We start from the raw sequence: 19,814 nt of genomic DNA on the forward strand, positions 1-19,814 counted from the left end.
CTACCAAACAGTTTTGGGCGACGATTGAGAGAGTTTGGGCAAAGATCAGAAGCCTTTGTACCAGCCAATATGAATCCCGGGTTTCACGTCGGTGGTGCCGGCCTTCCATCGGTAATCCGCCTGAGCACGCAGGCTTACAAAGATTTCGCCCTTTTCGATTGGACGACGGATCTTTGCACCCACGCCGGGGATGATCTTGTTGTTGTAGTTGTTGCCGTCACGATCCCACGCGAAGTCGACGTCGATGAATGGGCTCAGCAGCCATTTGCTTTCGCCAAGTTGCAGGTCGGTTGAGTATTCACCGCCAAGGGTCAGAACCAGGTTGTCGTCGTTCTCTTCCAAAGAGCCGGGGTAGGCAAGTGTGCCGTAGCTTTTGAAAATCCAAGCGTTGCGGGACAGGCCGAACATCTTGTCGTCGGGTTCTGCGGCCCAATAACGGTAATAGTAGTACGTCATTTCGTACTTCATTGCAGAGCGGCGGACATCCGTCGTGCGTTCCTGAAACCAGTCATGTCTGGCGCTGAAGCTGATGTTGAGTGCATCGCTGACCTGATAGGAATAGCTAAGCCCAACACCCAGTTTCGCGGTGTTGTTATAGGCAAAGGGTTTTGTGTCAGCGACGACATTGCCCAGCGTGTAAAACGACAAGTTTCCTTTTTCTGTTTTAGCAACGGAGTAGGCGAGCTTTAGCCACGCTTCGCCAAACAGGTTGTTTTCGTCTTCAGGCTGGTTTGAGTTTGGGAAGCGAAGAATGCCCCCCGTTGCACCGTGGAAGCGAGTGTCCTCGGCAGCGACTGCCGAGAAACTCATGAGCATTAGGGTCATCGCAGACAGCACCCCACGTGCGGCATTTGAAGCCAATGAACCAAACGATGGCCCGTTAGAAATAAACGACATACTTGTGTACCTTCACTGATATTTTGGCGCGGAAAGCGCGACTATGACTTGGGGGTTAGGTGCGGGCGTAGATATCTTCGTAGCGAACGATGTCGTCCTCTCCGAGATAGGCACCTGTCTGAACTTCGATCAATTGAAGTGGGACCTTACCGTCGTTCGCAAGGCGGTGAACTTCGCCAAGCGGGATATAGACCGACTGGTTTTCACTAACGAGCTTTTCTTCCTTGCCGATGGTCACGGTTGCGGTGCCTTCGACGACAACCCAGTGTTCGGCGCGGTGCACGTGGCTTTGCAGGGAAAGCTGACCGCCGGGTTTAACGACGATGGACTTAACCTGAAAACGTGGACCCAGTGCCAGTGTTTCGTAATGGCCCCATGGGCGTGCGTGGCGCAGGAATTCTTCGGCCTGACGAACCTTGTCCGCCTTCAGCTTCACAACCACATCCGACACCGCCTGAGAGTCGTCTAGATCGGTGATCAAAACTGCGTCGCGCGTTGCGATAGCCGCAATATTGCGCAGGCCAACGCCGACGACTTCCACATTTTCGTCGTCCGAGAACAGCAACACATCCTTACAGTTCGTGGCATGGGCCGCCCCGCGTGTCGCAACGCCATCAGCATCGCGCGCAGTTTCGGACCAAACGCTGCGCCAAGAACCCAGATCGCTCCAGTCGCTGGCCAATGGCACGACCCATCCGGCGGTGTTTTCCATCACGGCGTAGTCAAAGGCGATTTCGGGCGCGTCAGAGAATGCTGCACTTAGGCGAACGAAACCCAGATCGATTTCTGCGTCCTGAACCGACCGGCTTACAGTGGTCTGAAGGTCCGGAACATGCTGGCCAAATGCTTCGCGGGCGGTTGCGACGCTCATCAGGAACATACCGGAGTTCCACAGGAAACGACCGTCTTCGACCATCTGGGTTGCTTTATCTAGATCTGGCTTCTCGACGAACTTCACGAAGGGTTGCGCGGTATCCAATGCGGCACTTTCGGCGGCCAGTTCGATGTAACCATACCCTGTTTCAGGGCGATCGGGGCGCACGCCGAAGGTGACGATCTTGCCATTGCGGGCGGCAATAGCGGCCTGTGCAACGGCTTGTGCAAATTCCAATGTGTCCTCAAGGCAGTGGTCCGATGGGGCCACCAGCATCAAAGCGTTCGGGTCATCCTGGTGCAGAACCTCGGCAGCTGCGCAAATGGCTGCAGCAGTGTTGCGCCCTTCTGGCTCTAGGATGATCTTGTGGCCCGTTACGCCGATTTCTTCGGCCTGACCCGCCACGATAAAGCGGTAGTCTTCGCCGGTGACGAAGATTGGCTCGTTACACCCGGCATCTTCCAAGCGGCCAATCGTATCTTGAAGCATGGTCTTGTCACCGCTCAACCGCGCGAACTGCTTCGGCATAGAGCGGCGGCTGATGGGCCAAAGCCGTTTACCGTTACCACCGCACAAGATTACTGGTCGAATGTATTGCTGTTTCATGGATTAATTTCCTTTAGAGAAGTCGTAAGATCAGGGTTTGCACCCAGTTAGGTGACGTCGCACACGAACGACGGAGTAAAGCAGCAGACATAGGCAAAGGGCGCCTTGGCAGACGGCCTTCAGTTGAACGAGATCAACGAAGCTGGCACCGGGCTTCGCAGCGAATTGGGCGATCAAAGCCAGCTGAAGAACGGCAACACCCGCCGTGGTCCAGATGCCGCGATAATCGCCTAGGGCGGCCAAAAACGTCGCTAGTAGAAAGCTCATGGTGAAAGCGACGGCGGCCAAGGCAGCCGGGCGAAGCCCAGATGCTGCGTCTTGGAATTCAGAACCAACCAAGACGTCGATCAGGGTGTTGGGCCACAGCTCAACACCGATGAGGAAAGGGAACGCGACCGCCAGATACAGGATCGCAACCGGTGCGGCGGCTTGCAGGATCGATCCACCGGTACGCGTCGCGGCAACGACGCTTGGAAGCAGGATCGACGCCAGCGCAAAGCAGGCAAAGAACTGGATACGCTGGAACAGCGACAGGGCGGCGACGAAACCAGCCTGTTCAGATGGCAAGAGAGAGCTGACAAGGAAGATGTCCCCATCAAGCGCCAGCACCTGCGCTAACTGCAGTACCGCAAATGGGAAAGCGGAAATCGCGACAATCTTGGCGATTGGGCGCTGGCCAGCCGACCGGGTTTTCGGTGTAGGCAACACACCCAAAAGCGCGGCCCACCCAGCAACAATCGAAAGACAGATGGCCAAGACAACGCCTTCGATGCCCAAACCGGCCTGCCAAGCCACGGCCGCACCAAGAAGACGCACACCCATTTCAAGATTGGCGGAAAGAACGATGCGCCCCGTGTTCTGAAGCCCGAACACCGCACCGCGCAAGATGCTAAGCGGCGCCGCAAACGGCATAGAAACCAGCAAGATCAGAAGAAGGTAAGGCGACCCAAGGCCGATGCTTGCGGAAAACTCTGTCTTCCACAGCAAGGTAGCGAAGATGGGCAGCAGCAGCCAAAGCGCAACGAACAACCGTCTGCTAAGCTGTGCAAGTGCCTGATGCGTTTGGTCAGAGTCTGAACCTGTCGCCCCGGCCACAACTTGGCTAACTGCCATTTGCACCGCGCCAATCACGCCAAGCAACGCCAGTTTGATCGTCAGAACAAGTGCCAGATCGCCGAACAGTTCGGGACCCATCCAGCGGCTGAAGATCATGTTGAAGGCAAGGTTGCCTACGTTGACGATGTTCGACGAGATGAACACCACGACAGCAGGGGCTGTCGCGATGGCCATCACGTCGATCAGACGCAACGAAGAAAGGCGAAGGGACAGGGAATTAGCCACGTTGCTTAGTTCACCCAGCCAAAGGTTGGGGTCTTTGGCGCATCCACAACACGTGCGACTGGCACGGCTTGCATTTCGTTCTGAAGTGCTGGCAGGCCAAAGCGCGTTTCGGCGATCAGGCGCAGCATCCGCATGCCACTTTTCACGATGGCGCTGCCGGAAACCTTAGAACCGGGGATTTCGTCCCATTCACACAGTGGCTGCTCATAGAATGCGCAGCGGCCCTTTGGCATCCGTGCCGACAGGCGAGCAAACAATTCTACGTCGAACAACCAACCTGCGGTGAAAGGTGATTTCAGGGCATCGCGCAGGTCGCCGGTGTTGCGCAGCAGCTTTGCGCCACACTGTGTGTCACCCAGCGGCAAACGAACAGCCTGACGGGCCAGCACTGCGCACAAGCGCGATACCATGCGGCGCTTCAGCGTGCGTTCAATCCGGTGGCCCAGCAGGGCGCGGCGGGATCCAAAGACAACCGAAACGTCCTGGAACTTGTTGGCGACGCGGACGAAGTCGTCGATCGCGTCCAGAGGTGTCGCAAGATCTGCATCCCAGTAACCAACCAGCTGCGCACCAGCGTTCGTGGCGAAGATCAGGCCCTGACGAACAGCTTCGGCTTTGCCCGAATTCTGGCTGAGCGAAAGAACTGTAATGCGGTGGGGGCGAGTGGCCTGAAGCGTAGAGAGGCACTCAAGCGTGTCATCGCGGCTGCCATCGTCAACGAACAGGAACGACACGTCATTACGTGTGTCGATGTAAGTTTGAAAAGCGGCTGCGTCCAAACGCGATGCTTCATTATAGCATGGCACGACGATCGTGATCGGGGCAGGCGTGTTACACGCCACAGGGAACATTGGGTCGGCGTCGAAGTTGGACGAAACGATTGTCATGGCAGCACCTCATTGAACTGTCTCAAAGGTGTCATGACCGGTGTGTTGTGTCGCGCGTACGTCAGAATAGAAGCTGAATTCAAACGCTTACAAAGTTATCGAAAGATCATCGCTGGATGCTAAAAAAGAGAAGGCCGGCTATCCTATCGGGTAGCCGGCCTATGCCGATCAGGCGTTTACGGTCTTGGTTTCGGGTATTTTCAGGGGCTTTTGCGTCAGGCGTTCAACGTGAAAACGCACAACCTCTGAGAACGGCATGTCTTGCGAAGCGAGTCGGTTGTTGTCTGCAATGGCCTGTGCTTCGTCGTGATCGCTTAGCATCCGTGTCATCGCCTCGGCCATCTCGGCAGCGTTCATCACGCCGTAATGCGCGCCTGAAAGACCTTCGTCGCGACAGACATCAACGAAGTCACCGATCCGCGGAAACACCGGGACGGCTCCATAGCTGGCGGTCTGGTGCAAAACGCCCGAACTGCCGGTGGTCGCGTTATAGTCGAAAACGCTTAGCCGGGCGTTCTCGAAGAAATCGGGGATTTCTTCTTCGGCGATGTAGCCGTGGAAGATAACGGCCTTATCGTTGGCGCGTTCTTTGGCCAGATCGGCAAGGTATCCCGGTGTGCTTGGGTGGTCTTGGCCACCAATCACCAACTCGAAGTCAGCGAAGTCCGGGTTTTCGCGCAGCGTGTCAAACGCCGTAAGCAGGGTTTCCAGCCGCTTGTAGGTGCCGAACTTGCCCATGGTCACAATCCGGCGGGGCCGTTCGGACAGGGGGCGTGATGGGCGAACTTCGGTGTCAAAGGTTCCATGCGGCACCAAATGCACGTTTGCTTTGGGATAGCTTTGGGACAGTTGTTCAAGATACCCGCGCAACGTCACGGTCATATAACTGGCCGACAGCATCGCGCGCGTTACAACCGCGCCACCGGCCCGCACCAGCGTTTGGCGAATGCGTTGACCTTTAAGCTGCGTGTTCTCAAGGTCGATGCCCGAGATCAGGTTATGCGCGATAATACCGGATGACAGTCCTAAGACGCGCGCGGCTGCCGGGGCCAGCAGGCCCAGTGCCGCCGGAAGCTCTTTGTCACCGAACGTGGCTGTCTGAAGGTTCCAAAGAACGCCGTCAGGGGCCGCACGACGCAGGGCACGCAAAATTCGCAGGGCGGAAGATACACGGTTAAAACGCCAAACCCGCTCTACCCGGATTTTTGGACCCAGGTCCAGCTCGGGTAGGTCGGCGTCAAGTTGGTCGGCAATTATCACAACTTCTGAAACGTCGGTACGATCTGCAAGGCCCTTGGCCAAATGCAAACCGTATTCGTTCAGGCTGTTCTGTCCGGGTGGGAATGCGGTGACAAGGGCAATGCGAAACGATTTGGTCATCGGAACTTTCCTTAGATATGCCGGGCAAAAGTCCCCGGCGTAGACTAACAACGCGCGCGCGTACTTCTGTAAGTAAGGCCTTCGTCGCCAAAGTTCGCGGATGCATAAGCACAGCATCACGCGCAAAAGCAGAGAGGGCCGTGCAAACGGATAGGTTACGGTTCAGACGCAAAAGACCTGCGCACGGCTTCGGCTGCGGGCTTTTCGGTGCCGTCGTAGGTGAACAGGCCAAATTCTGCCTGCAGGCGCTGCACCCATGGTGACCCGCCGACGACAGAACCGTCGACATTGGGAAAATCATAAAGCGCCCACACGAACACCCCATCAGCCTTTTCCAGCGCAGTTAGTCTTGTCGACAAGGCCTCGGCCTGCGCTTGGGGCGAGCCTGGCAAGCTTGCTGAAATCTCGAACGAACTTGCGCCAATCTCGGTTATCAGAACGTCCCGCCCGGCAACTGCGCGGCGCACGTCGGCAAGCCGCTCTTGCGTTCCTTCAAGGGGGGCATAGTCGTGATACGTCACCACATCGAGAGTGTCTGCGGCGATGGTTGCGGCCTCGGCCGCTGACCAGCCTACTGTAAGTGCAAGATCAGGCGCAAAGGTTCGCGACACATCGGTCATCGTGCGAATCCAAGCTTCGACCTTTCCCCTGCCGTGAGTTTCAAAATCAAGATCAGGTTCGTTCTTTAGATCGACGAATTCGACCGCGCTGGAGGCTGCCAGAACGGGCAGAACTCGAGCCAGATAATCAGTATCCGCCGCCCAAAGCCCCGGACCGTAATCGTGGCGCAAATCGAACAGGGTCGGAACGACGCGCAATCCGGCTTCTTCGGCTAACGACAGCAGGGTCGCCAAATTCGCAAGCGCGTCGCGCGACTCGGCCGGGTTGATGAAATCCTCTCGCGTCAGGAAAACCCGAACAGAGTTCGCTTCAAGTGATCGGACCCGATCAAAGTCAATCGCGATTTGCTTGGCGTCGAACGTTGGCCAGAAGTCCCGCCAAGGGGACTCTGCCGGGTAATAGTTCACACCGTTTAGAACCTGCGTCTGCCAACCGGCGCCGGACGGCGCAATCGGTTCTGCCGCGCGGCGTTCGTATGAAAAGACACGCCAGCCCGTGGTTTCGTTCATAAGCGTTACCACGCCGGTGTCGCGCGAAACTTCGTGGTGGATCAGCCCGTTTTCATCGCTGGCATAGCGCGCGACAAGCATTTCGACCTCTGCCTGAAATACCGATCCGTCGAGATGGTAAAAAACGGGCCGCGCCGTTTGCGAAAGGACGGCCATGCGTCCGCCGTGGGCCTGCGCGTCTTCGACAGACAAAAGGGCCCTTTCCAACGCGACGCCGGAAAAGGCGTCGGTCAGGATGTCGGTTCTGCCCGACGATTGCGCAACCGAAAGTGCCTGCCACGCATCCATCATCGCCTGCCCGATACGGTCGCCATCGCCTGAGGTATAGGCGCGAACCAAGGGGACCGTCGGTGTCAGCCATTGAACGGCGTTATATTTCGTCGCCACGGGCGAAAGAGCGTCCGAAATATAGCGATAGGTGACCTGCCGTTCGGCGGCACTGGCAAGGGCTTGGGCTGAAACCCACACCAGCACCGTAAGGATGGGGGCGAACCCGATCACAAGTAATAGGATCCGCTTCATTCTGCACCTTCCAGCGCCATGCCACCGGGGGCTGCGCGCAAACTCTGACGTTTGTGATAGGTGCCCAGTGGCGTGCTGAACTCTACTTCGAACGGGCCATCTTTCGGATCCAGCGTCAGGAAAGTCTGGAACGTGCCATCCAACAGCCAACCATCCGCCGTTGCGGACGCGCCGCTTGCGCCTTGCACGGTGACTTTGACACTGGCGCCGTCATTCAGCAGGTGCCCTGCGTCGGTCAGGATTGGGCCAGCGCGGAACGCCACGGCCTCAATCTCGGGAATGGCCCACAGCCGAAGTTCGGCCGGGACCAAGTCGCCAAGCGGTTGAACCGGAAGGTCTGTCGCGGCGGATGCCACCAGACCAAGGGTTGTTGTCATGGCCCCACCGTCGGGGATGTCACGGGTCAGCAGCTTGGACTGGGCGCTGCCGTCTGACACCACAGGCGTCAGCACCGTAAAGGCGCCGTCGCCGTGGGTGATCGTCATCTTCGCGCTTACGCCGTCATTGGCGACATTCCCGAACTTGTCAGTCAGGGGCGCGGTGGAAAGCGTTGCAAATGTTTCGAAAGACAGTTGCCCTTCGACGGGCTGGTTTTGCAACTTGATACTTTCCAGATCAGCGGTCACCCGATAGGTCGCGCGCGCGCTTTGGCGTTCTTGTATCGTTGCTCCGGTCAGGAAAACGCCTGCGCTTGGGTCTGGGCGAAACAGCACGTCGCCAATGCCATAGCGGGTTTCTGGGTCGGTCACGCGCTGAGGCCCAAGGCGAAAATCGACGGGCAAATCGTCGGCGACAAAGTTGCCATGCCGATCAAAGTTCAAAGTGACCGCATGGCCATCGTCCACACCCGCCACAAGGCTTTTCGGGCCGACAAAGATCAGCACCGTTTCGGCGTCTTCAGGGGGCTGCTGGATTTCCCCGTCTGGCCTGACAATCAAACCCGCCCATGCCGCGCGTTGTTCAGAAATTGCCGTTGCCGGCACAAGACCAAACCCATCGGATACGAAGTCACCCGCATGCGCATTGTTGGCCAGCAAGACAAGAGCGATAGGAGAAAGGAGCTTCATTCCGTACCTCAAAACAACGGGTCATAGGTGAAAGTGGACACATGCAGACGCATCGTGCTGTAGCCATCGACACCATTCATCGGCAGGGTGCCGTCACGGGCGGTGGGCAAGCCAAGGTCAGCCTGCATCGTACTGCCGTTCACCATAAGACGTTCTTGCGACAGATCGGCGATCACAGTGATTTCGTCCCGTGCTGGCAGCGCAAATTGAAACGGTGCGCTTTGCCCGGGATAGATATTGGTTTCAACGAAACCCGCCTCGGCCCAGACGGGCAGCCCTTCATCGTCATACAGAAGGGCGATGATGCGGATGATCGTGGCTGTTTCTGTGCCAGTATTCACCGCAAGGCCGGAAACGACCGGCGTACCATCCTTGTCGGCAATGCGAACGCCGTTCAGCGCGACACCACGGTAAAGATCGCGCCCGGCGACCACAGCGCGCGCTTCGATCGATGCCGTGTCTGGTGGGGCGGAAAGCTCTGGCGGGATGAAAAGGGTTGGGTCGAAATTGCCCAGTGCTTCTTCATCTTCAAGCGAAAGAACACCTTCGAAATCGATCCGGAAGCCCGACGTTTCCGCCGGAAGCATACGCTGTGAACTTACCTCGCCTGTGGATTGGCGCAGCATTTGCTCGTCCTTGGCAATCAAGGACGAGAATACGCTGACAAATGCCGGGTCGGCATCGGCGTTGGTAAGCGCGCCCAAAACGCTGTAACGACCGTTGCGCTGAACAAGCCGCGCGTCGGAAACGGCGATACGAGGGCGGTCAAGCCGGTCACGGTGCAAGTCAGTTTCGGGCCTTGGTTGACGGCGTCCAACGACATTCCATGCAACCGTGCCTTCGCGTTGCAAACGGACCGGCGTTTGCACCTGACGCAGGTTGGTGGGGGCAAGGAACCAATGCTCGCCGCGGCGGACTGTGCGAACCTCAAGTATTTCGGTGCGTGTGTTGATTGACGTCAGCAGGTCAAGTTCGACGGTCCAATCGATTAGATTGTCGGTCTTGTTATGGGCGACCATTCGCATGTCTGACAGCTTTCCGTAGGATGCCAAAAGCCCGCCCCGCCAACGCCAGTTGAACATGACTTCTTCAAAATCGGGCCGTGTTTCGGGATCAAGCCGGTCATACGCAGGTTGGAACCGACGGAAGTCGAGATCGTCAAAATACGCCTCGATCACGGTTTCGGGCGGCGCGGGCTTTTGGGATTCGATCCAGACCCATCTGGCCAACGTTCCCGCGCCAATGACCGCCAACCCGCCAAGGACAAGCACCACCGTACGCACAAGCCGGACATTGGAAAAGTCCTTGGGGCGCGCCACAAGTGGGCGCATCTCGGGGGAGTGCCCGCCGAAGCCGCGCCGCAATAGGGTCATGAAGAATATGGTGGCGGCCATAAACAACGCGGTCGGGGGCAGGACGCTCCACATGATGGCGTGAACGGGGGAAATTTCGCGCCGTGGCAAAAAAACAGGCAGCGGAGTTACGTCTTGCCGCTCCCAGACGATCACACCGTTGGCCAACCGGTTCAGGCGGGTCCAACCCGTGAAATGTAGGATCGGGTCATAGAATTCGTCGTTCGAAAAGACATAACGCAGGTTATAGCTGTCAGCGTTGACCAGAAACTGTCGTAACGAACCAAGGCCCGGAACACCAAGGTATTTCGCGTTTTCCAGACGTTCGACCGAAAAGCGGGTCATATCTGGCAAACGGCGCGCGGAATGGTAATTGCCATCGACCGACATCGCCTCTGTCTGGGCGGATAGATAGGCGAACTGGTCCCCAAACCCCAGCGTCAGATAGCGCCAGCGATCATGTTCATCTTCTTCCAGAAACTTGGCAATCGGCACTGGGTCGATGAACCGGGGCTGGGTTGGCTGTATGGTCGGCAAGATGGCGGCAAAGGCCGCGATAAGCGTCATCGACAGGAAAATTCCGCCAACGATCATACGGTGCACGCCACGGCCAAGGGCCGCGCGGATGACTTCGCCCGAACGGCCTAGCAACAGGCCATCAATCATGTAACCGGTAAATGGTAGGATCAGGATCGTGGCCCAGAAGGTAAACCTGTCCAGCGTCAGGATATCGAACGCACCGTGCAGGATCGCACGGCTGATAGGCGTTGTGCCACCGGTCCCAAGGACGAAGCAAAGAAGAACGGAAAGCCCAAGCGGCAACAGCCGGGTCGTGAAGGTCTTATAGATGACATACGGCAAAAACAGGATCGCGATGCCCCATGGCAGCACGAAAAAGACGAACCCAAGATCCTTACGTTCGATAAAGCTTTCGCGGCTGCCGTGTGGAATTGGAACCTGCGTGATCGGGTCGTTGATGGACCACGACCAGTAAGGAAAAACGGTCAGAACCATCGCGCCGACCATCAGCACGGCCAGCAAAATCCCCCGGCCAAACGGGCGCGCAAATCGCAGGACGCTTGCCAGACGGCTTTTGGGGGAGGGGTTCAGTTCCGCCACGGCGCGCAGGGCTTGTACGGCGAGTGGGATGATAAACAGCACCCCACCGAAAAGCGTGGTCACATGGTGCGCCGCCGTTGTCGCAGACGCAAAAGTGACAGAGGCCGCAAGGTTGGGAAGACCGCCAATGACGATCCAGCGGTAAACATACGGCAACCCGTTCAGAAAGACCCCCAGCGAAAAGATCGTTGGAAGCTGCCCAAACAAATGCACTGTTTCAGAGATGGAGGACGACAGAACCAGCGCCAGCGCGGCGAAACCAGCAGGGCGCGCGGTGACCCACAGTCTGGAAAAGCGAAAAACGCCAACGGTTAGCAGCAAAAGCCCAACCAATTGAACAACCACAAATGCCGCCCTTAGGGGCATCAGGTGCATCAGCCCGGCAATCGCCATATGCGTGCCCGGCGGATAAGAGGTGGTGGCGAAACCTGTGTACCAGCGCGGCTCCCACGGGTCGAACCAGCTGCGGTGATAACTGTCGCCGAAGAACATGTGGATGAAGGCGTCGTAAGTGTTGCCATGCGTGAATGGCAGCAGCCCACCATGAAACAGTACCACCCCCGCCAACGCGACCAGCAGCAAGCGAAGGCCTGCACTTTCTTCCGAGGTCTGCTGCGCGGTCTGAAGTCCGTGAGGGGGCATCGGGGTCTTTCGATGGGGTGCGCCGGTTCAGATGCGACGCTAATTCATTGGGCTCAAATTTTGTGGTGGTCGTCTGGCAACTTTGCCAAGCGGTCAGGACCCTGCCGCGCTTTCAGTCGTGAAAGCATAGCCGGCGTGGCAAATCTGACGGGGCGTGTTCATATATTGCATCATAAAGGTATCCGATTGCGCGACTCTGCGGCTAATTGGTGAACACCTTAACGCCCGAAGGCATGCAAGTCGTGCTTCTACGCGTATAGGTTGCGCGCAATTAGGATGGGGTGACTATACTTTTGGAACACTCATCGGCGCGGCTTGGATGGCGACTAGCGGCGGATGTTTGCGTGAAGGCGGGCAAAAAAACAGGGCCGCGCACTCTTGAAAGAGGCGCGGCCCTGAAGCGTTTTATATCTGGTCGGTTAGCCGATGATCGCGTTCAGCGTCGCGGATGGGCGCATCACAGCAGCGGTTTTCGCCGCATCAGTGTGGAAATAACCACCCAGATCAGCAGCAGAACCTTGGGCTGCGGCCAGTTCCGAAACGATCTTTTCTTCGTTTGTGGCCAGTGCTTCGGCGATTGGGGCGAAATGCGCGGCAAGCTCTGCATCGCTTGTTTGTGCTGCCAGTGCTTCGGCCCAGTAACGCGCGAACCAGTAGTGGCTATCGCGGTTGTCAGGCTCGCCCACTTTGCGGGATGGCGAATTGCCATTGTCCAGAATGCCTTGGGTCGCGGCGTCGACGGCTTGGCCCAGAACGCGGGCTTTGTCGTTGCCTTTGGCATCCGCAAGGAACGTCAGGCTTTCACCCAGCGCGCAGAACTCGCCCAGGCTGTCCCAACGCAGGTGGTTTTCTTCAACCAGCTGCTGAACGTGTTTGGGGGCAGAACCGCCGGCGCCAGTTTCAAACAAGCCACCACCGTTCATCAGCTTCACGATGGACAACATCTTGGCCGAGGTCGCCAGTTCCAGAATCGGGAACAGATCGGTCAGATAGTCGCGCAGCACGTTGCCGGTGATCGCGATGGTGTTTTCACCCTTCGTGATCGTTTCAAGTGAGGCGCGGGTGGCTTCACGGGGTGCCATGATCTCAAACTTATCCGCGACGCCTTTGGCCTCAAGGATTGGTTTGACATAGGCGATCAGCTCGGCGTCGTGGGCGCGGGTTGCGTCCAGCCAGAAAATCGCACGGCAGCCTTCGGCCTTTTGACGATCGATGGCAAGGTTCACCCAATCCTCGATCGGCGCTTTGCGCGCAGAGGCCGAACGCCAGATGTCGCCCACCTGTACGTCGTGGCTGTGCAACACGGTGCCATCGTCAAGGATCATCTTGACGGTGCCCGCAGCAGGGATTTCGAACGTGGTTGGGTGGGATCCGTATTCCTCGGCCTTTTGCGCCATCAGGCCGATGTTTTGAACGGTGCCTGCGGTGGCAGGGTTCAGTTTGCCGTTTTCTTTAAAGAACTTGACCGACTCGTCATAGACGGGTGCATAAGAATCGTCAGGGATGACGCAGTTGGCGTCGGCTTCCTTGCCGTCAGGGCCCCAGCCTTTACCGCCTGCACGGATCAGCGCGGGCATAGAGGCGTCGATGATAACATCGGACGGGACATGCAGGTTGGTGATGCCTTTGTCGCTGTCGACCATATACATCGGCGGGCGCTGCGCGCTGACCTCTTCGATCGCGGCCATAATCTCGGGCTCGCCTTTGACCTTGTCCAAAAGGGTCCCCAGACCAGCGTTGCCCGTGACACCCAGTTGGTCCAGCTTGTCGCCATATTTTTCAAAGACCGGTGCCAGCCATGCTTTGACCGCGTGGCCAAAGATGATCGGGTCAGAGACCTTCATCATGGTTGCTTTCATGTGCAGCGAGAAAAGCGTGCCTTCGGCTTTGGTCTTTTCGATCTCGTCAGCCAGGAACGCGTCCAGTGCTGCGGCGCTCATGAATGTGGCGTCGACAACGGTGCCTGCGGGATAGGTAACACCGTCTTTCAGAACGGTTTCGCCGTCGGCAGTTTCCAGCACGATCTTGGCAGTCGCTTCTTTGGCCAGCGTCGCGGAAACCTCGTTCGAGCGGAAGTCGCCACCGGACATCGAAGAAACGCGTGTTTTGCTATCTGCTGTCCACTCGCCCATGCGGTGGGGGTTGTTCTGTGCAAAGCTTTTCACGGCCTTGGCAGCGCGACGGTCAGAGTTGCCTTCGCGCAGAACCGGGTTCACAGCAGAACCCTTGATCGCGTCGTACTTGGCACGAACGGCTTTTTCTTCGTCGGTTGCGGGTGCTTCTGGATAGTCGGGAAGCGCGAAGCCCTGCGACTGAAGCTCTTTCACAGCGGCAACCAGCTGAGGAACAGAGGCGGAAATGTTCGGCAGCTTGATAACGTTTGCTTCGGGGGTTTTCACCAAACGGCCCAGTTCGGCCAAGTCGTCAGACTGGCGCTGGTCTTCGCTTAGGTATTCCGGGAAGGTCGCAAGAATACGACCAGCCAAGCTGATGTCTTTTGTCCCGACAGACACGCCCGCGGCGGCCGCGAATTTTTGGATGATTGGCAAGAAGGATGCGGAAGCCAGCTCGGGCGCTTCGTCCACTTTGGTGTAGATGATATCTGACATAGGAAACCTCTTGAAAGTGAGTTGCCCGTTCCATATCGGATGCATCTTAATACGTCCACAGTATACCGTTGTATGCCGCCTCAAATATTAGGGTTGGGGCGAAATGTCTCGGCTAGTCGCGACAATCCTGATCGCCGGTCGTCAACGTCGGGCAGAGGCAAGCGCCAAGCCGTTGGTGACGGCGGTGAACACTTCGGTAAACGAATGCTGGGCGTCAGGAAACTGCACTTTCATGGTGTCCGAAACGATAGACATCAGGCTGGACCCACCAACATAGATAACCCGATTAACCTGTGCGATCTCCAGACCGGCGCGCGCAAGCGTTTCTTGGGCCCCAATGCGCAGCGCTTGGGCATGAGCGTCAAGAATCGGGGCGAGGGCCGCAGTTGGCAACGGGGCCGCAAGGTCCCGTTCGATCTGTTCCAGCACAATGCGGGACTGTTCGTCGCCGGAATTCGCGGCAATCTTGCCGCGTTCAACTGCAAATGCCAGTTCGTGGCCCAGTTCGTCTTCCAGTACGCTGACAAGACGGTTCAGTTTTTCGGGCTCATAGGCAAGCCGTGCCAACTCCTCGACCGCGCGGCGATTGCGGGCGGTGTAAAGGAACGGAATCTTTTCCCAGGTGGCAAGGTCATTGAAAATGGCGTTGGGCATCGGCGTTTCGCCGGGGCCAAGCACTTTGCGCAACTGCGTGCCTTTGCCCAGCAGGGGCATGACCCGGTCAATGTTGATTGTGCGGTCGAAGTCTGTCCCGCCGATGCGCACACCATGGTTGGCCAGAATCTCGATGCCGTCGGCGCCCGACCGAAACAGCGAAAAGTCCGACGTACCCCCGCCGATATCAACGATCAAACCGATCTCGCCCATCTGTTCCAGCGTGCCGCTGGCAATGGCGGCCGCTTCGGGTTCGGGGACAAATTCGACCTCTTTGAAACCAGCCGCAAGATAGCAGGCTTTTAGATCAGCCTCGGCCTGTTCTTCACGCGGATCGTCGACGCCATGGAAAACCACGGGGCGGCCCGAAACGGCGCGGTCAAATGTTAGGCCAGCGTCAGCTTCGGCACGGGTTTTGATTTGGGCCAAGAAGCGTGCGATGATTTCGACGCAGGTGACACGCTGATTCAGAACTTGACGCTTTTCGTGCATCAACGTGGTGCCCAACACGCGCTTGAGCGCCCGCATGAACCGGCCGTCTTCCCCGTTAAGCAACGCCTGATTGGCAGGTTCGCCCATCAAGGTCTGTCGCGTTTCGTAATCAAAGAAGAACGTCGTCGGTAATGTGGTCTGGCCCGGTGCCATTTCGACAAGTCGCGGCATACCATCGCGCAAGTAGGCCGCTGCCGAGTTGGAAGTGCCGAAATCGATTCCCAGTGCGTGAGAATGCGTGACCATCTAAGTGTCCTTGCCGTAGCCTACGAAAGGCGCGTCTCTATGCAGCTAGGGAATGGTCGTCAAGCTGCCCAATCAGCAGGGGGCGTGATGGCTGCGTAGAACGGAGCGCTGAATTTGTCCGGCCTCGTTAACCCGCCGAAAAGCGACAAAAACGATCGGGCGAATGGCCCCACAGACGTCGTTTTAAAAGAGTCCAACAATGCCGCTTGGCCAAGGGCTGCGACACATTGCTTGCAACGATTTCCGGGAAATGGTGGAGCCTAGGGGAGTCGAACCCCTGACCTCTTGCATGCCATGCAAGCGCTCTCCCAACTGAGCTAAGGCCCCGGTATTGCGGTAGGCGTTACCGCCTGCCCGCGTGTATCTATGTAAGCACTCAGCGGAGATCAAGTGGAAAAATCCACTCCGCGGATAGCTTAGTTGTCGTCGTCGTCCGAAGCGACATCTGCGATTTCGTCCAGCGACACATCATCGTCTTCGTCGTCTTCCAGAACGTCGTCACCCAGATCAACATCTGTGTCGTCGTCGTCGTCCAGAACAACATCATCTGTTGTTTCTACTTCTTCTTCGACAGCAGACTTGTTCTTGGCGTCCGACTTGTGCGCGACAAGCGTCCGGCCTTTGCCGCTATTAAGGCTCTCCAACGAAACGCTGTGCTCGCAGGACGGGCACGTCATCGGATCACGCTGAAGATCGTAAAAACGGGTCTGGCAGCTTGGGCAGATGCGCTTTACGCCCCATTCTTCCTTGGGCATGGTTATCCCCTTCAATCGTCAATGTCAGTTCAGAGTCGCAGCCAACTGCCACAAGTCCCATGGGGTGTCAAAGCCCTTTTAGGTGCAATCGCATAATGCAGCACTTTTCCGGCTGTACCAAACACAATGCATTGCTAGTGTGGCAGCAATGAAACGTGCAGACATAACTTCGGCAGAATTGCCCGGCGACCCGCCGTTGGATGTGGCGTTGCGCAGGTCGGCGCAAGCGCGTCGATATTCGTTGCGGGTGTCACAGCTTGACGGCCGCGTTACCCTTACGATGCCCAAACGTGCGTCGTTGGACGAAGGGCTGGCATTCTTGCGAGAGAAAGAGGGCTGGATCCGCGGCCATCTTTCTGGACGGCCGGATCCTCAACGCGTTCACATCGGTGGGGTCGTTCCTTTCCTAGGCCAGCCGCTTGAAGTTGTCGGGGCGCAAATACGTGGTCCGCGGATCGAAGAGGGGCGGCTTCTGGTTCCCGATGATCCGGCGCGTGTCGCTGCGCGGGTTCAGGCGTTTTTGAAACATGCTGCGCGGGACAAGCTGGCGGCGGCGTCCGACAAATATTCCGATCAGCTGGGGCGCAAATATGGGCGGCTGACGTTACGCGATACACGGTCTAGGTGGGGGTCGTGTACGTCGGCGGGCGACCTGATGTATTCATGGCGTCTGATCATGGCTCCGGCGGCGGTTCTGGACTATGTCGCGGCCCACGAAGTGGCGCATCTGCAAGAGATGAACCATTCGGCGGCCTTCTGGTCCTTGGTGGCAGGGCTTTGCCCGGCTTATCAAACCCACCGCACATGGCTGCATCAAAACGGCTCATCGCTTCATCAGGTTCGTTTCGGCGATTGACGCTGCGCGCGTTTGTGATCACATTGGCGTATGCTACTTCAGAACCGACCAGGTGAGGCGGGCAGTGCAGCACATGACCGGCTGTACCGGACCTTACGCACACGTATCATGCACGGTGAATTGACGCCGGGTGCCGCGCTTACGCTGCGTGGCGTCGGGAAACAGTTTGGCGTGTCGATGACCCCCGTCCGCGAGGCGATGCGCCGGCTGGCGGCCGAAGGGGCGCTTACCATGTCCAGTTCGGGGCGGGTTTCCACACCAGAGCTAAGTAACGAGCGTATCGAAGAGCTGGCAGCCCTGCGTGCGCTTTTGGAACCTGAACTGGCCGCGCGGGCGCTTCCGCGTGCGCATATGGCCCTTATCGAACGGTTGCAGACGATCAATTCCTCGATCGCAGAGGCCGTAAGCCGCCAAGATGCCGTGGCCTATATCCGAACCAATCTAGAGTTTCACCGGACGCTGTATTTGCGCGCTCAGGCGCCTGCGATGCTGGCGATGGCCGAAACCGTATGGTTGCAGCTTGGCCCCACCATGCGGTCGTTGTACGGGCGGCTGGGCCGTGCTGAATCCCCCCAGCACCACCGGATGATCCTTGCGGCGTTAAGCGCAGGCGACGAACCGGGTTTGCGGCTGGCCGTGCGAACGGACGTGACGCAGGGGCTGAGGCTTTTGGTCAGCTAAGCAGCCCCAATTAGCCCGCCTTAAAGATTTTCAGATTTTTTCGGATACCGGCGACGGATATCTTTTATCGCTGCGTATTAAGATTGTGAGGCGGGGGATTCCCTTGCCCTGCTCCTCACGGAATACGATGTCGGCAGCCTGACGTCGTAGGGTCGGAGGGGTTTCATCCCACCCCTCCGGCCCTTTTTATTAGGCGTGGATTGCGCCGTCACCACAGGCCAAGGCAGCTTCGCGTACTGCTTCGGAATAGGTGGGGTGTGCGTGGCATGTCAGCGCCAGATCCTGCGCGGATGCGCCAAATTCCATCGCAACGCAAACCTCGTGGATCAGATCACCCGCCGCTGGGCCGATGATATGTGCGCCCAAGATGCGGTCGGTGTCTTTGTCGGCCAGAATTTTGACAAAGCCTTCGCCCATGAACACAGCCTTCGCGCGCCCGTTCCCCATGAACGAGAATTTGCCAACCTTATAGGCGCGACCGGCTTCTTTCAGCTGCTCTTCGGTTTGGCCAACGCTGGCAACCTCGGGGCTGGTATAGATCACGCCGGGGATCACGCCATAGTTCACGTGACCAGACTTGCCCGCGATAACCTCGGCTACGGCCATGCCTTCGTCTTCGGCTTTGTGGGCCAGCATTGGGCCTTCGATCGCGTCGCCGATGGCGTAGACGCCTTTGACGTTGGTCGCCCAGTGACCGTCAGTTTTGATCTGACCGCGCGGCAGAACCTCTACACCCAGCGCTTCCAGGCCAAGGCCATCGGTGAATGGCTTACGACCTGTCGCAACCAGTACGGTGTCGGCATCAATTGTCGCCTCGCTGTCGTCTTTGCGCAGCTTGTAGGTGACTTTCGCTTTGGTCTTTGTCGCGTCAACGCCTTGAACCGCAGCACCAAGGATAAAGTTGATGCCCTGCTTTTTCAGGATGCGCTGGAAGGTTTTGGAAACCTCGGCGTCCATGCCCGGTGTGATATGGTCAAGGAATTCAACCACGGTCACTTCGGAACCCAGACGCGCGTAGACGGAGCCCATTTCCAACCCGATAACACCCGCGCCGATCACGACGAGTTTCTTCGGGATTTTTGGCAGTTCTAGCGCACCCGTGGAGGTGACGACGACTTTCTCGTCAATCTCAATCCCTGGAAGCGAGGAGGGTTCGGAACCCGACGCGATGACGATGTTCTTCGCCTCGTGTACTTCGTCGCCAACCTTGACCTTGCCAGCCTCAGGAACAGAGCCCCAACCTTTCAGCCAATCGACCTTGTTCTTTTTGAACAGGAATTCGATGCCCTTGGTGTTCTGGCCGATCACGTCGTCCTTGTAGGATAGCATCTGTTTCCAATCGACCGAGGGGGATTTGCCCTTCAGGCCCATCGCGGCGAAGTTATGTTCCGCCTCGTGCAGTTGGTGCGACGCGTGCAGCAATGCTTTGGATGGGATGCAGCCAACGTTCAGGCAGGTGCCGCCCAGAGTTTCGCGCCCTTCGACGCAAGCCGTTTTCAGGCCCAGCTGTGCGCAGCGGATGGCGCAGACATAGCCGCCGGGGCCGCCGCCGATTACGATGACATCATAGTTTGCCATTTTTACTCTCCTTGGCCCGGGTGGGCATTTTATCAGTCTGTGCTGCAGTTTCGAGGTGGGGAAGGGGGCTGTCTGCCCCCTCTGGGCCGATGGCCCATTCACCCCCGAAGGTATTTGCGCCAAGAT

At 57.8% G+C, this 19,814-nt stretch carries 14 protein-coding genes and 1 tRNA gene; 2 read left to right on the forward strand and 13 right to left on the reverse strand.

The window, feature by feature from the left end:
- Nucleotides 1–45: 45 nt before the first annotated feature.
- The 12 genes from COL8621_RS01360 to COL8621_RS01415 form a co-directional block, all read right to left on the reverse strand.
- Nucleotides 46–825 carry a hypothetical protein gene (locus COL8621_RS01360; protein WP_141137797.1) on the reverse strand — a complete coding sequence of 260 codons (780 nt, stop codon included), beginning with the start codon at nucleotides 823–825 and terminating at the stop codon, nucleotides 46–48.
- A gap of 127 nt (nucleotides 826–952) precedes the next feature.
- Nucleotides 953–2,377 (reverse strand): mannose-1-phosphate guanylyltransferase/mannose-6-phosphate isomerase, encoded by a 1,425-nt coding sequence (locus tag COL8621_RS01365; RefSeq protein ID WP_093965548.1) that lies wholly within the window; start codon nucleotides 2,375–2,377, stop codon nucleotides 953–955.
- Between the two features lie 30 nt (nucleotides 2,378–2,407).
- Entirely contained in the window at nucleotides 2,408–3,718 is a 1,311-nt protein-coding gene (locus COL8621_RS01370; protein ID WP_093965549.1) for an MATE family efflux transporter, read from the reverse strand.
- Nucleotides 3,719–3,723: 5 nt separating this feature from the next.
- Nucleotides 3,724–4,605, reverse strand: coding sequence for a glycosyltransferase (locus COL8621_RS01375; RefSeq protein ID WP_093965550.1), 882 nt, complete (start codon nucleotides 4,603–4,605; stop codon nucleotides 3,724–3,726).
- 168 nt (nucleotides 4,606–4,773) lie between these two features.
- Nucleotides 4,774–5,985: a glycosyltransferase gene (locus COL8621_RS01380; RefSeq protein ID WP_176438413.1), complete on the reverse strand. Its 1,212-nt coding sequence runs from the start codon at nucleotides 5,983–5,985 to the stop codon at nucleotides 4,774–4,776.
- A gap of 155 nt (nucleotides 5,986–6,140) precedes the next feature.
- Entirely contained in the window at nucleotides 6,141–7,637 is a 1,497-nt protein-coding gene (locus tag COL8621_RS01385; protein ID WP_093965552.1) for a glycoside hydrolase 5 family protein, read from the reverse strand.
- On the reverse strand, nucleotides 7,634–8,704 hold the full coding sequence (locus tag COL8621_RS01390; protein ID WP_093965553.1) for a hypothetical protein: 1,071 nt from the start codon (nucleotides 8,702–8,704) through the stop codon (nucleotides 7,634–7,636). The genes COL8621_RS01385 and COL8621_RS01390 overlap by 4 nt, the downstream gene beginning before the upstream one ends.
- An 8-nt stretch (nucleotides 8,705–8,712) precedes the next feature.
- On the reverse strand, nucleotides 8,713–11,817 hold the full coding sequence (locus COL8621_RS01395) for a putative glycosyltransferase family protein (protein WP_093965554.1): 3,105 nt from the start codon (nucleotides 11,815–11,817) through the stop codon (nucleotides 8,713–8,715).
- A gap of 419 nt (nucleotides 11,818–12,236) precedes the next feature.
- On the reverse strand, nucleotides 12,237–14,426 hold the full coding sequence (locus COL8621_RS01400; protein ID WP_093965555.1) for an NADP-dependent isocitrate dehydrogenase: 2,190 nt from the start codon (nucleotides 14,424–14,426) through the stop codon (nucleotides 12,237–12,239).
- A 141-nt stretch (nucleotides 14,427–14,567) separates the two neighbouring features.
- Entirely contained in the window at nucleotides 14,568–15,818 is a 1,251-nt protein-coding gene (locus tag COL8621_RS01405; RefSeq protein ID WP_093965556.1) for an Hsp70 family protein, read from the reverse strand.
- 251 nt (nucleotides 15,819–16,069) lie between these two features.
- A tRNA-Ala gene (locus COL8621_RS01410) sits at nucleotides 16,070–16,145 on the reverse strand.
- An 89-nt stretch (nucleotides 16,146–16,234) separates the two neighbouring features.
- Nucleotides 16,235–16,573, reverse strand: a complete 339-nt coding sequence (locus COL8621_RS01415) for a TIGR02300 family protein (RefSeq protein ID WP_093965557.1) — start codon at nucleotides 16,571–16,573, stop codon at nucleotides 16,235–16,237.
- Between the two features lie 148 nt (nucleotides 16,574–16,721).
- On the opposite strand from COL8621_RS01415, the gene COL8621_RS01420 reads away from it, so the two are divergent.
- Nucleotides 16,722–17,429, forward strand: coding sequence for a M48 family metallopeptidase (locus COL8621_RS01420; protein ID WP_093965558.1), 708 nt, complete (start codon nucleotides 16,722–16,724; stop codon nucleotides 17,427–17,429).
- Nucleotides 17,430–17,459: 30 nt separating this feature from the next.
- Nucleotides 17,460–18,110 (forward strand): GntR family transcriptional regulator, encoded by a 651-nt coding sequence (locus COL8621_RS01425; RefSeq protein WP_093965559.1) that lies wholly within the window; start codon nucleotides 17,460–17,462, stop codon nucleotides 18,108–18,110.
- Nucleotides 18,111–18,299: 189 nt separating this feature from the next.
- On the opposite strand, the gene lpdA is transcribed toward COL8621_RS01425, so the two are convergent.
- The gene (gene lpdA / locus COL8621_RS01430; RefSeq protein ID WP_093965560.1) at nucleotides 18,300–19,688 is read right to left on the reverse strand and encodes a dihydrolipoyl dehydrogenase; all 1,389 of its coding nucleotides are present in this window, start codon (nucleotides 19,686–19,688) and stop codon (nucleotides 18,300–18,302) included.
- Between the last annotated feature and the right edge of the window lie 126 nt (nucleotides 19,689–19,814).

It is taken from the genome of Actibacterium lipolyticum, assembly GCF_900184935.1.
Taxonomy (GTDB): Bacteria; Pseudomonadota; Alphaproteobacteria; order Rhodobacterales; family Rhodobacteraceae; genus Actibacterium_A; species Actibacterium_A lipolyticum.

Coding starts and splice junctions, on each gene's coding strand:
- COL8621_RS01360 (WP_141137797.1), bottom strand. CDS start 825: ATGACCCTAATGCTCATGAGTTTCTCGGCAGTCGCTGCCGAGGACACT.
- COL8621_RS01365 (WP_093965548.1), bottom strand. CDS start 2,377: ATGAAACAGCAATACATTCGACCAGTAATCTTGTGCGGTGGTAACGGT.
- COL8621_RS01375 (WP_093965550.1), bottom strand. CDS start 4,605: ATGACAATCGTTTCGTCCAACTTCGACGCCGACCCAATGTTCCCTGTG.
- COL8621_RS01380 (WP_176438413.1), bottom strand. CDS start 5,985: ATGACCAAATCGTTTCGCATTGCCCTTGTCACCGCATTCCCACCCGGA.
- COL8621_RS01385 (WP_093965552.1), bottom strand. CDS start 7,637: ATGAAGCGGATCCTATTACTTGTGATCGGGTTCGCCCCCATCCTTACG.
- COL8621_RS01390 (WP_093965553.1), bottom strand. CDS start 8,704: ATGAAGCTCCTTTCTCCTATCGCTCTTGTCTTGCTGGCCAACAATGCG.
- COL8621_RS01395 (WP_093965554.1), bottom strand. CDS start 11,817: ATGCCCCCTCACGGACTTCAGACCGCGCAGCAGACCTCGGAAGAAAGT.
- COL8621_RS01400 (WP_093965555.1), bottom strand. CDS start 14,426: ATGTCAGATATCATCTACACCAAAGTGGACGAAGCGCCCGAGCTGGCT.
- COL8621_RS01405 (WP_093965556.1), bottom strand. CDS start 15,818: ATGGTCACGCATTCTCACGCACTGGGAATCGATTTCGGCACTTCCAAC.
- COL8621_RS01415 (WP_093965557.1), bottom strand. CDS start 16,573: ATGCCCAAGGAAGAATGGGGCGTAAAGCGCATCTGCCCAAGCTGCCAG.
- COL8621_RS01420 (WP_093965558.1), top strand. CDS start 16,722: ATGAAACGTGCAGACATAACTTCGGCAGAATTGCCCGGCGACCCGCCG.
- COL8621_RS01425 (WP_093965559.1), top strand. CDS start 17,460: ATGCTACTTCAGAACCGACCAGGTGAGGCGGGCAGTGCAGCACATGAC.
- lpdA (WP_093965560.1), bottom strand. CDS start 19,688: ATGGCAAACTATGATGTCATCGTAATCGGCGGCGGCCCCGGCGGCTAT.